The sequence below is a fragment of the Massilia sp. NP310 genome, from assembly GCF_019443485.1.
GTDB classification, from domain to species: Bacteria; Pseudomonadota; Gammaproteobacteria; order Burkholderiales; family Burkholderiaceae_D; genus Telluria; species Telluria timonae.
In genome coordinates, this window is the sequence record NZ_CP080379.1 from 4,670,823 (window position 1) to 4,683,528 (window position 12,706).

The window sequence follows — 12,706 nt, forward strand, 5'->3', positions numbered from 1 at the left end:
CGCTGCACGGTTCCCATCTTGCGCACAAACTGTAACCGTGGGGTTTCCCCTGTCTCGTACATTGTATCAATATGTTTCGGGCCTATTCGCTTATACACAGCGATACAAAATGCTCCTCCGGGCTTGTCATAAACTCGGATAATTGAGGTTATGGATACTCCCTCTACGATTCTGATCGTCGACGATGACCGCGACATCCGGACCCTGCTGGCCGACTACCTCGAGTCGAACGGCTACCGGACGCTGGCCGCCGCCGACGGCAACGCGATGTGGAAGGCGCTCGAAGAAACCCGCCCCGACCTCATCGTGCTCGACCTGAACATGCCCGGCGACGACGGCCTGACGCTGTGCCGCAAGCTGCGCGCCACCTCGACCCTGCCGGTCATCATGCTGACCGCCCGCAACGAGCCGCTGGACCGCATCCTCGGCCTCGAGATGGGCGCCGACGACTACCTGCCCAAGCCCTTCGAGCCGCGCGAACTGCTGGCGCGCATCCGCAGCGTGCTGCGCCGCTCGCACGCCATGCCGTCCAACACGCCGTCCGAGAACGTGCAGCAGATGCGCTTCTCGGGCTGGACGCTCGACCTCACCGCGCGTCACCTGCTCAACCCGGACGGCATCGTGATCATGCTGTCGGGCGCCGAGTTCCGCCTGCTGCGCGTGTTCCTCGAGCATCCCAACCGCGTGCTCAACCGCGACCAACTGCTCAACCTCACGCAGGGCCGCGACGCCGACCCGTTCGACCGCTCGATCGACATCCAGATCAGCCGCCTGCGCCAGAAGCTGGGCGAGGATGCGCGCATGCCCCAGATCATCAAGACGGTCCGCAACGGCGGCTACGTGCTGGCCGGCCAGGTGACGGTGGAGCCGGCGGCGTGAAGGATTTCTTCGGGTCGATGACGGGCCGGGTGTTCCTCACGCTGCTGCTGGGCGTGTGGATCTCGGCCGCGCTGACCCAGCTGGCGGCCGACTACCAGCGCCTGCGCGACTGGGAACGCCAGCGCGAGCAGCACCTGCTGGAACGCGCCGAGCAGCTCGTCATGGCCACCGAGATCGTGCCGGCCGAGGCGCGCTCGATCTATCTCGACGTGGCCAACCGCCCCGGACTCGAGCTCCAGGTCAGCGATACGATTCCGGCGGCAGCGCCGGCCACCCCGTTCGCGAAGTCGCTGGCCGCGCGCCTGGGCAAGGGCTACCGGGTCGAATCGGTCTCCGCGCGTCCGGCCGCCTGCGAAGGTGCGCCGCCCCTGCCCATGATGTACGGGCTGCTCAGCATGCGCTACAGCGGCGCCTGCGAATCGCTCAACGTGCACCTGCGCGACGGCGCCGAGCTGCACCTGTCGGTGCTGCCGCCACGCCCGTCCACGCCAAGCGACCTCGACCTGCGCGCGCTGGTCGCCCTGTTCATGGTCAGCATCGCCGTGCTGGCCTACCTGGTGGCGCGCATGACCACCCGGCCGTTCAAGCAGCTGGCCCAGGCCGCGCAAGACCTGGGGCAGGACATCAACCGTCCGCCGCTCGACCTCACCGGCGCCAGCGAGATCCGCCAGGCCAGCGCCGCCTTCAACGCGATGCAGGCGCGCATCCGCCAGTACATCTTCCAGCGCACGCAGATGCTGGCCGCGATCACCCACGACCTGCAGACGCCGCTCACGCGCATGCGCCTGCGGCTCGAAAAGGTGGCGGACGGCGAGCTGCAGGAACGCCTGATCGGCGACCTGTCGGCCATGCAGGAAATGGTGCGCGAAGGCCTGGTGCTGGCGCGCAGCATGGACACCACCGAGGCGATGCAGATGCTGGACCTCGATTCGCTGCTGGAGGCGGTGTGCGCCGACGCCAGCGACGCCGGCCAGGATGTCACGCTGGAGGGCAAGGCCACGATGGCGGTGCTGGGCCGGCCGCTCGACCTGCGCCGTTGCCTGGGCAACCTGATCGACAACGCGGTCAAGTACGGCCGCGATGCGCGCGTCTGCGTCGACCGCATCAACGGCACGGCGCGGGTGCGCATCCGCGACAGCGGCCCCGGCATCCCGAGGAGCGAACTGGGACGGGTGTTCGACCCGTTCTACCGGGTCGAGACCTCGCGTTCGCGCGAATCGGGCGGCACCGGCCTGGGATTGACGATCGCGCGCAACATCACCGAGCAGCACGGCGGCAGCATCACCCTGACCAACCACCCGGAAGGCGGGCTGGAAGTGACCTTGATGCTGCCGGCCTACTACCCGAACAAATTGGTGAATAAATAAGGCAGTACACGAAGTCGTAACAACACTGTGGGACAATGCGGCGCCCTCATCCAGGGCGAGCCGCAGGGCCACCACGATCAATGATGGAGCCGCCGACAACGGGCGGCAAGGGACGAGAATGAAAAAGAAGAATGTCGGCGTCATCGCCGGAATTGCGGCGCTGGTCGTGGCTGGCGGCTGGTATCTGAACCAGGGCAACGATGCCAAGGCCGAGGCGGGAGCGGGCCAGGGGCCGGGCGGCCAGCCGCCGGTGACCGTCAACGTGGTCGCGCCCGAGCGGCGCGACGTCGGCGTCGAACTGTTCGCCAACGGCACCGTGACCCCAATGAAAACGGTCAACCTGCATCCGCAGACCGTCACCACGATCCGCGAAGTACATATCCGCGAAGGCCAGTTCGTCAAGGAAGGCCAGCTGATGTTCTCGCTCGATGACCGCGCCGACATGGCCAACGTCGCCCGCGCCGAAGCGCAGGTGGCGCGCGACTCGGCCACCCTGGCCGACCTCGAGCGCCAGTACAAGCGCAGCCAGGAACTGGTGGCGCAGAACTTCCTGGCCCAGAGCGCCCTCGACTCCCTGCTCAGCCAGGTCGAAGCCCAGCGCGCGCTGGTGCAGTCGAACCAGGCGGCGGCCCGCGCCACGCGCGTGAGCGCCAGCTACACCACGATCCGGGCGCCGATGACGGGCCGGGTCGGCGCCATCGACGTCCACCCGGGCACCCTGGTGCAGATGAGCACCTCGCTCACCACCATCACCCAGCTCGACCCGATCAACGTGTCGTTCACCCTGCCGGAATCGACCCTGGGCGCGCTGCTGGCGGCCCAGAAGCGGGGTAACGTCGAGGTACGGGTCAACCCGGGCAGCGGCAAGGAAGAAGACGCGCCGGTGGTCGGCCGCCTGAGCTTCATCGACAACGCGGTCGATCCGCAGGCCGGCACCATCCGCGTCAAGGGCGAGTTCGCCAACCGCGACACCGCCCTGTGGCCGGGCCAGTACGTGACCGCCAACGTGGTGGTGCAAACGCTGAAGAATGCGGTGGTGATCCCGCAGACCGCCATCATCACGGCGACCAACGGCACCTTCGTCTATGTGCTGGGCGAGGGCAACTCGGCGCGCCAGGTGCCGGTGCAGCGCGTGTACGCCTTCGGCGACCGCGCAGCCGTCACCGGCCTCGAGGGCACCGAGCAGGTCATCACCGAAGGCAAGCAGAACCTGCGTCCGGGCGGCAAGGTGCGCCTGGCCGGGCAGGGCGCCAAGCCGGCCGCGCCGGCGCCGGCCAAACAGGGCGAGCAGGCATGAATCTGTCCGAACTGTGTATCCGCCGTCCGGTGATGGTGGTGCTGCTGTCGCTCAGCCTGGTGCTGGTCGGCATCCTGTCGTACATGCAGATCCCGGTCGCCGCGCTGCCCAGCTATAACACGCCGGTCATCAACGTCTACGCCAACCTGGCCGGGGCCAGCCCCGAGACGATGGCGTCGTCGGTGGCGCTGCCGCTCGAGAAGCAGTTCTCGACCATCGCCGGCATCAAGCTGATCACCTCGACCAGCACCCAGGGCGACACCAATATCGTGCTGGAGTTCGACAACGAGATCGACGTCGACAAGGCGGCGGTGGACGTCCAGGCGGCCCTGCTGGTGGCCCAGCGCCGCCTGCCGCTCGAGATGACCGAGATGCCGTCCTACCGCAAGGTCAACCCGGCCGACGCCCCGATCCTGTTCATGCACCTGACCTCGCCGTCGATGGACTTGTCGGAGCTGAACGACTACGCCGAAAACCTGATCTCGCCGGCGATCTCGACCGTGCAGGGCGTCTCGCAAGTGTCGATCAACGGCGGCAAGCGCTTCGCCGTGCGCGTGCGCGCCCGTTCCGACCTGATGAACGCCCGCAATATCTCGATGGACGAGCTGGCGGCGGCGCTGCGCGCGGCCAACTCGAACACGCCGCTGGGCATCCTCGACGGCCCGACCCAGGCGCTGACCATCCAGGGCGGCGGCCAGCTGATGCGGGCGGCCGACTTCGCCAACCTGATCATCGCCACCCGCGACGGCCTGCCGGTGCGCCTGAAAGACATCGCCGACGTGCAGGACAGCTACCAGTCGGTCAAGGCCATGGGCAGCCTGAACGGCGAGCGCTCGATCTCGCTGATGGTGCAGCGCCAGCCGAACGCGAACACCGTGCAGGTGGTCGACGCGGTGCGCGCGCTGATCCCGCGCTTCGAAGGACAGCTGCCGGCCTCGATCAAGATCGAGCTGGTGAACGACCGCTCGCTGTCGATCCGCGAAGCGATCCACGACGTCAACCTGACTCTCGGCGGCACCGTGCTGCTGGTGATCCTGGTGATCTTCCTGTTCCTGCACCGCGCCGCCGCCACCTTCATCCCGGCGGTGACGGTGCCGATCTCGCTGCTGGGCGCGCTGTCGCTGCTGTACTGGCTCGGCTACAGCCTGGACAATATCTCGCTGCTCGGCATCACGCTGGCGGTCGGCCTGGTGGTCGATGACGCGATCGTGGTGCTCGAGAATATCGTGCGCCATATGGAGATGGGCAAGAAGCCGATGGCGGCCGCCCTCATCGGCGCGCGCGAGGTGGGCTTCACCATCATCTCGATCTCGATCTCGCTGGTGGCGGTGTTCATCCCGATCTTCTTCATGCCGGGCGTGATCGGCCTGCTGTTCCGCGAATTCGCCGTGATCGTCGGCCTGGCGGTGCTGGTCTCGGCCCTGATCTCGCTGACCCTGGTGCCTATGCTGTGCTCGCGCCTGCTCAAGGATGGCGGCCACGTCGACCCGAAAGACATGTCGTGGATCGGCCGCCGCTTCGAAGCCGGCTTCACGCGCGTGCGCAACGGCTATGGACGCACGCTGGACCTGGCGCTGCGCCACCGTTTCGTGGTGCTGATGCTGGCGCTGGGCACCTTCGTGCTGACCGGCGTGCTGTATTCCACCATGCCGAAGGGCTTCTTCCCCGAAGAAGACATCGGCCAGATCCGCGTGATGGTCGAAGCGTCGGAAGACACGTCGTCGATGGCGCTGGCCGAGCTGCAGGGCAAGGTGGTCGACATCATCCGCGCCAATCCCTATGTGAAGGACACGACCTCGTTCAGCGGCGGCGGCAATACCGGCCGCATGTTCCTGGTGCTGAAGGACCGCGGCGAACGTCCGCCGATGGACCTGGTGATCGACGACCTGCGCAAGGCCACCCGCGCCGTGCCGGGCGTGCAGGTGTTCATGTCGCCGCAGCAAAACCTGCAGCTGGGCGGGCGCCAGAGCAAGGCGCGCTACCAGTACACGCTGCAGAGCGTGTCCGGCGGCGAGATCGGCGGCTGGGCCGAGAAATTCCTGGAAGGCATGCGCAAGGACGAGCGCTTCCGCGACGTCAACAGCGATTCCCAGAACAAGGCGCTGCAGGCGACGGTGGACATCGACCGCGACAAGGCGGCGCTGCTGGGCGTGGAAATGGACGACATCCGCACCGTGATGTACGCCTCGTTCGGCGAACGCCAGGTCTCGACCATTTATTCGACGGCGGCGAGCTACTACGTGATCCTGGAAGCGGCCGCGAGCGACCGCTACTACGACGAAGCGCTGTCGCGGGTCTCGGTGCGCAGCAAGAGCGGCGAGCTGGTCAAGCTGTCGAGCATCGCCTCGGTGCGCCGCACGGTCGGCCCGCTGCAGGTCAACCACCAGGGCCAGCTGCAGGCAATCACCCTGTCGTTCAACCTGGCCCCGGGCGTGTCGCTGGGCGACGCCACCGCCCACATCGAGGAGCTGGGGCGCGAAATGAAGCTGCCGGCCTCGGTCATCGCGACCTATGGCGGCGACGCCGCCGTGTTCCAGGATACGCAATCGAGCCAGCTGATCCTGATCATCGCCGCGGTCGGCGTCATCTACGTGCTGCTGGGCGTGCTGTACGAAAGCTATATCCACCCGCTGACCATCCTGGCCGGCCTGCCGTCGGCGGCCGTCGGCGCGCTGATCACCCTGTGGTTCTTCGACAAGGACCTGACCCTGATCGCCATGATCGGCATCCTGATGCTGATCGGCATCGTCAAGAAGAACGCGATCATGATGATCGACTTCGCGCTCGACGCCCAGCGCAACCTGGGCATGAGCCCGCAAGAGGCGATCCGCGAGGCCTGCATCCTGCGCTTCCGCCCGATCCTGATGACGACCCTGGCGGCGCTGATGGGCGCGCTGCCGATCGCGCTGGGCATCGGCGCCGGCGCCGAGCTGCGCCAGCCGCTGGGTCTGGCGGTGTGCGGCGGCCTGATCTTCTCGCAAGTCATCACCCTGTACATCACCCCGGTGATCTACCTGTACCTGGACCGCTACAGCGGCACCGGCCCGTTGACCGACGAGCAGATCGCCAGGGCCGACCAGGACCACGTGGCGCATCCGGCCACGCCGGCCCACCCCGTGCACCCGGCCTGAGCGGCAATCATGTGCGCCGGCCGGCCGCCAGTATCGGAACATTCATTGTCTGATACTGGCGGCCGGAAACATTTGGTAACAACCATCAACGGCCTGGACAGCGCACCCGGGCGCCGCGCGTGGTGCGTCGGCGCCGCAAAACGGTTAGACTGCGGCTCTCTGCCGTTTTTTTAGACGTGGCTTCCAGGAAATCGATCGATCTTGCGTGACCATTCCCACACCTACGACCAGGACAGCGAAGTGTGTTCCCATTGCGGGCAGCCACTGCCTCCGACGGGGCCGCGCTATGGGCTGGGGCTAGCCTACGGGCGCAAGAAGCCGAGCCGCTTTGGCGTGGCGGGCACGATCGCCGTCCACCTGTTGCTGGTGCTGCTGTGGTTCTATGAACCGAAGGAGCAGGACCAGCGCACGGCGCGGCCGGCCTCGGAAGACCAGGGCGACAGCCAGGTGGTCTATGTGGCGCCGCTGCAGGAAACCTCACCCGTCGAGGCGGCGCCGCGGCCGACGCCGCGTCCCTTGCCGGCGCCGCCGGTGCCGCGCGTGGAACAGGAGCGCATCATCGTCCAGCGCCTGCCGGACACCATCACGGTTCCCGACGAGCGTCCCGCGCCGCCGGCTCCGCCGCAACCGCAGCGCCAGCAGCCGCCCACCGAAGTCCCGCCCGACATGGACATGGCGGCTTACGTGAAGGCCCAGCGCGAGCGCCGCGGCGCCCCGACCGGCGCCGAAGTGCCGGCCCAGGAAAGCGACGCCGCGCGCGGCACCCGCAACGCGCTGGCGAACATCGCCGCCATCAACGGCCGCGGCACCGACGACAGCAACGAGACGGGCGGCATCTTCTCGGTCTCGAACAAGACCTTCAACACCATGGACCTCAAGTTCCGCGGCTGGAACCCGAGCTTCAAGCGGCGCTGGCTGACGGCGGTGACGGTGGAGCAGGGCAGCGAGCGCGATATCGAGACCGCCGTCATCAAGAAGATGATCGAGCTGATCCGGCGCGAGAAGAAGGGCGACTTCGAGTGGGATTCGCACCGCCTGGGGCGCGTGGTGAAGCTCAGCGCAAGGCCGCAGGATACGGATCAGCTGATGACCTTCCTGTACAAGGAGATGTTCCCGGATTACAGGCCGGTGCCGGGACGCTGAGGCATTGTCGACGCCAACAAAAAACCGTGCCTCGGCACGGTTTTTTCATGAGCGCGGCGCGATCAGCCCGCCTTCAGCTTGCGCGCGATATCCAGCGCAAAATACGTCAGCACGCCATCGGCGCCGGCGCGTTTGAAGGCCATCATCGACTCCATCATGACCTTGTCGTGATCGAGCCAGCCATTCAGTGCTGCCGCTTTCAGCATCGCGTACTCGCCGCTGACCTGGTAGGCGAAGGTCGGCACCTTGAACTCGTCCTTCACACGGCGCACCACGTCCAGGTAGGGCATGCCGGGCTTGACCATCACCATGTCGGCGCCTTCGGCCAGGTCGAGCGCCACTTCGCGCAAGGCCTCGTCGCTGTTGGCCGGGTCCATCTGGTAGGTGTTCTTGTCGGCCTTGCCCAAGTTGGCGCTGGAACCCACGGCGTCGCGGAACGGGCCGTAGAAGGCGGATGCATACTTGGCCGAATAGGCCATGATGCGGGTGTGGATGTGGCCCTGCGCTTCGAATGCCTGGCGGATGGCGCCAATGCGGCCGTCCATCATGTCCGATGGCGCCACGATGTCCACGCCGGCCTCGGCGTGGGTGAGCGCCTGCTTCACCAGCATCTCGATCGTCTTTTCGTTGACGATGTAGCCGTTCTCGTCCGGCAGGCCGTCCTGGCCGTGGGTCGTGTACGGGTCGAGCGCGATGTCGCTGATCACGCCCAGTTCCGGGAAGTTCTTCTTCAGTTCGCGCACCACACGCGGCACCAGCCCGTCCGGGTTGGTCGCCTCGATGCCGTCATAGGTCTTGACCGACTGGTCGACCAGCGGGAACAGCGCCATGGCGGGGATGCCGAGCGAAACGCATTCTTCGGCAACTTTCAGCAGCAGGTCGAGCGAGACGCGTTCGACGCCCGGCATCGACGCCACCTGCTGGCGCTGGTTCTGGCCTTCCAGCACGAACACCGGGTAGATCAGGTCGGCGGAGGTGATGGTGTTTTCGCGCATCATGGCGCGCGAGAATGGGTCGCGCCGCATGCGGCGCGGGCGGGCCGCCGGATAGGCGGAGGTAATAATGGTCATCTTGATCGTCCTTGCAAAATCAGGCGGCAGGGTTATCGTCGTCCGCCGACGGCGCAGCACTTTCTTCGTTGCCGGTGTCTTCCTCTACTTCTTCCTCGTATTCTTCCTCGCTGCCGCTGAGTCCGGCCAGTTCCAGGATCTTCGCGTCCGCCTCCTCGATGCCGATGCGCTTGAGCGCCGAGAACAGCTGCACCGTGAACGGGAAGCCATTGCCTTCTTCATCCACGTAGCTGTCGAGCACGGCGCGCGCTTCGCGCAGGGCATTGGTCGACTCGTTGCGATTGAGCTTGTCGGCCTTGGTCAGGATGCAGTGGATCGGCTTGCCGGTCGGGGCGAACCACTCCAGCATCTGGACGTCGAGGTCGGTGAAGGGACGGCGCGAATCCATGATCAGGATGAGCGCCGCCAGCTGGTCGCGGCGCTGGACGTAGTCGCCCAGCAGCTTCTGCCAGTGCAGCTTGGCGGTGCCCGAGACTTCGGCATAGCCATAGCCCGGCAGGTCGACCAGCAGCGCTTCGATCTCGTCGACCCGGACCGCATCCTTGCGGTGCTGGCCCACGTGGGCGCCGCCGATCGAGAAGTAATTGATGTGCTGGGTACGGCCAGGCGTCTTGGAAGCGAACGCCAGACCCTTCTGGTTGGTCAGGATATTGATCGCTGTGGATTTGCCGGCGTTCGAGCGCCCGGCGAAGGCGATTTCCGGTACTTGCGTGCCTGGCAAATCGCGCAACTGGTTAACGGTCGTGAAGAACCGGGCTTGCCATAATCTGGACATTGGGAGAGGGATTAAGGGCCATGAAATGGCGTTGGGGAAACAAAGCTATTGTACAATAAGGGGTTGATTGCTGCTCCGCCCACTGGCGGGTAGATCAAAGCGCTGCACTGAACTTTCAATCTTGACTTTATAAGGTGCCAGTTATGAATCGGTTGACGTCCCCCTTGCTTAAAACATTGTTGGTTACTTCGCTGACTGTTTTTGGGGGACTACCGGCGGCGATGGCGGCGTCCGCCGCAACCGCGCCAGCGGTCAAAGCCGATCCAGCCAAGGGCGGCGCCCTGTACGAAGCGGGCGACGCCGCGCGCGGCCTGCCGTCCTGCCTGTCCTGCCATGGCGCGGCCGGCAATTCGACGATCGCGATCAATCCGAAACTGTCGGGCCAGTTCGCGACGTATACCCACAAGCAGCTGGTCGACTTCACGACCGCGCACCGCCAGCAGCCGATCATGACGACCTATGCCAAGATGCTGACGGAGCAGGAGAAGAAGGATATCGCAGCCTGGCTCGCGACGCAGGCGCACAAGCCCGGCGCGGCGAAGAACAAGGAAACCGTGGAGCTGGGCCGCAAGATCTATCGCGGCGGCATTGCGGAAAAAGGCGTGGCTGCCTGCGCCAGCTGTCATGGCGCCACCGCCAACGGCATCCCGGCGCAATACCCGCGCCTGGCCGGCCAGCACCAGGATTACACCACGGCCCAGCTGGAAGCATTCAAGACCGGCACCCGCGCCAACAGCCCGCAGATGACGGTGCTGTCGCAACGGATGTCGCCGGAAGAGATGCGTGCAGTGGCAGACTATATCGCCGGCCTACGCTAAAAGTGTCGCTTTAGCGCTACGCATGAGCATGAGATGAACGGAAGAGGGCGGCAGCGTCGAGCTGACGCCCTTTTTTCCACGCGCGGGTCCGCTTTCGCGCAGGATGAAAGTTGTAGAGTATGAGCACCACCGGAATTGAACTGAATACCCGCCGCCCCTGGCTGGCCGAGGCGGTTGAGCTGATCTCCTCGATGCGCTTCGCGATCAGCCTGCTCACCATCATCTCCATCGCCTCCGTCATTGGCACCGTGCTCAAGCAGAACGAGCCGATGCCCAATTACGTGAACCAGTTCGGGCCGTTCTGGTTCGAGATCTTCGACAAGCTCGGCCTGTACAACGTCTATTCGAGCTGGTGGTTCCTGGTCATCCTGGTGGTGCTGATCGTCTCGACCGCGCTGTGCGTGGTGCGCAACACGCCGAAGATGTTGCGCGATATGCGCAGCTGGCGCGAGAACGTGCGTGTGGAATCGCTGCGCAATTTCCACCACAAGGCCGACTGGCAGGCGCCGCTGTCGCGCGCCGCGCTGGCCGAGCAGAGCGCGTTGCGCCTGCGCCACGCCGGCTATGCCACCAAACTCGTCGAGAAGGAAGGCGCCGTCCTGGTCTCGGCCAAGAAGGGCGCCGGCAACAAGTTCGGCTATATCTTCGCCCACACCTCGATCATCGTGATCCTGCTGGGCGGCATGCTGGATTCGGAACTCCCCGTGCGTGTCCAGCAATGGTTCTTTGGCAAGACGCCGTTCACCGGCAGCGGCGTGATCGCCGAGATCCCGGCCCAGCATCGCCTGAGCACCAGCAATCCCAGCTTTCGCGGCAATACCGCGATCGCCGAGGGCCAGACCAGCCATACCGCGATCCTGAACCAGCCGTCCGGCGTGCTGGTGCAGGAATTGCCGTTCGGGATCGAGCTCAAGAAATTCCACATCGAGTTCTATTCGACCGGCATGCCCAAGCTGTTCGCCAGCGACGTCGTGGTGCACGACCTGGAAAACGGCCACAAGTTCGAGTCGACGATCAAGGTCAACCATCCGCTGATCTACAAGGGCATCGCCGTCTACCAGTCGAGCTTTGACGATGGCGGCAGCAAGCTCAGGCTGACCGGCTTCCCGATGACGGGCGCCAGCGCGGCCAGCTTCCCGATCGAAGGCGAAGTCAATGGCGCGACCGAGCTCACCTTCGGCAAGGATACCTATGCCGTCGAGTGGTCGGGCTTCCGTCCCTTCAACGTCGAGAACGTCGCCCAGGGCAACGACGCGCGCGCGGTGGGCAAGAACGTCGGCTTCAATGCGCAGCTGTCGGCCACGCTGGGCAAGGCATCCGGCGCGGCGGCCGACCCGGACGCCAACAAGGACCTGAAAAACGTCGGCCCCAGCGTGCAATACAAGCTGCGCGACCACACCGGCCAGGCGCGCGAATACATGAACTACATGCAGCCGCTGACCCTCGAAGGCGCCCAGGTCTACCTGGCCGGCGTGCGCTCGAATCCGTCCGAGAACTTCAGCTTCCTGCGCATCCCGTCCGACGAGCGCCACGGCGTGGGCGACTGGATGCGCCTGCGCGCGGCGCTGTCCGATCCGGCCGCGCGCCAGGAGGCGGCCACCCGCTACGCCAGCCGCGCGCTCAGCGCGGAGCAGCGCGGCGGCGGCGCGCTGGCCGGCCAGCTGAAGGACTCGGCCGCGCGCACGCTCGACATCTTCGCAGGCAGCGACGGCCGCGGCGGTTTCGTCGGCGTGGCCCGCTTCCTGGAACAGATCCCGCAGGCCGAGCAGGAAAAGGCGGCCGGCATCTTCATGAAGATGCTCAACGGCGCGCTGTGGGAACTGTGGCAGGTGGCGCGCGAAAAGAACGGCGATGCCGCGGCGGAGCCGACCGATGCCAACGGCCGCTTCCTGCAACTGGCCACCAATGCCTTGTCGGACAGCTTCCTGTACGGCGCCCCGGTCTATTTGCAGCTGGACGATTTCACCGAAGTAAAGGCGTCGGTGCTGCAGATGACTCGCTCGCCGGGCAAGAATGTGGTCTACTTCGGCTGCCTGCTGCTGACGCTGGGCGTGTTCGCGATGTTCTACATCCGCGAGCGGCGCGTCTGGATCTGGGTGCGCGACGTCGATGGCGGGGCCGAGGCCCTGATGGCGATGAGCACCCAGCGCAAGACGCTCGATTTCGAGCGTGAATACGAAGACCTGTCGGTCAAGCTGCCGCAACCGGCGTAAGCTGGCGACGATC

The 12,706-nt window shown here is 65.8% G+C and carries 9 protein-coding genes; 7 read left to right on the plus strand and 2 right to left on the minus strand.

Translation table 11 applies throughout. The features are described from left to right. Positions 1–150: 150 nt before the first annotated feature. From KY496_RS20585 to KY496_RS20605, 5 genes are all read left to right on the plus strand, one after another. The gene (locus KY496_RS20585; protein WP_005663395.1) at positions 151–879 is read left to right on the plus strand and encodes a response regulator; all 729 of its coding nucleotides are present in this window, start codon (positions 151–153) and stop codon (positions 877–879) included. Then, the gene (locus KY496_RS20590; protein ID WP_219862198.1) at positions 876–2,246 is read left to right on the plus strand and encodes an ATP-binding protein; all 1,371 of its coding nucleotides are present in this window, start codon (positions 876–878) and stop codon (positions 2,244–2,246) included. The genes KY496_RS20585 and KY496_RS20590 overlap by 4 nt, the downstream gene beginning before the upstream one ends. Before the next feature lie 118 nt (positions 2,247–2,364). Next, a complete protein-coding gene (locus tag KY496_RS20595; RefSeq protein WP_219862200.1) occupies positions 2,365–3,543 on the plus strand; it encodes an efflux RND transporter periplasmic adaptor subunit in 1,179 nt (392 codons plus the stop codon). Continuing rightward, positions 3,540–6,674 carry an efflux RND transporter permease subunit gene (locus KY496_RS20600; RefSeq protein WP_184237944.1) on the plus strand — a complete coding sequence of 1,045 codons (3,135 nt, stop codon included), beginning with the start codon at positions 3,540–3,542 and terminating at the stop codon, positions 6,672–6,674. The genes KY496_RS20595 and KY496_RS20600 overlap by 4 nt, the downstream gene beginning before the upstream one ends. A 201-nt stretch (positions 6,675–6,875) precedes the next feature. Next, complete coding sequence (locus KY496_RS20605) at positions 6,876–7,817, plus strand: hypothetical protein (RefSeq protein WP_005663390.1); 942 nt, start codon at positions 6,876–6,878, stop codon at positions 7,815–7,817. Positions 7,818–7,879: 62 nt separating this feature from the next. Here KY496_RS20605 and hemB read toward each other — a convergent pair whose 3' ends face one another. Next, complete coding sequence (gene hemB / locus KY496_RS20610) at positions 7,880–8,887, minus strand: porphobilinogen synthase (protein WP_219862202.1); 1,008 nt, start codon at positions 8,885–8,887, stop codon at positions 7,880–7,882. A gap of 19 nt (positions 8,888–8,906) precedes the next feature. Beyond that, positions 8,907–9,662 (minus strand): ribosome biogenesis GTP-binding protein YihA/YsxC, encoded by a 756-nt coding sequence (gene yihA / locus KY496_RS20615; protein WP_219862203.1) that lies wholly within the window; start codon positions 9,660–9,662, stop codon positions 8,907–8,909. 143 nt (positions 9,663–9,805) lie between these two features. Between yihA and KY496_RS20620 the strand changes: the two genes are divergently transcribed. Together KY496_RS20620 and KY496_RS20625 are read left to right on the plus strand one after the other, a co-directional pair. After that, positions 9,806–10,480: a c-type cytochrome gene (locus KY496_RS20620; RefSeq protein ID WP_005663386.1), complete on the plus strand. Its 675-nt coding sequence runs from the start codon at positions 9,806–9,808 to the stop codon at positions 10,478–10,480. Between the two features lie 119 nt (positions 10,481–10,599). Beyond that, positions 10,600–12,693, plus strand: a complete 2,094-nt coding sequence (locus KY496_RS20625) for a cytochrome c biogenesis protein ResB (RefSeq protein ID WP_219862205.1) — start codon at positions 10,600–10,602, stop codon at positions 12,691–12,693. The last annotated feature ends 13 nt before the right edge of the window (positions 12,694–12,706 follow it).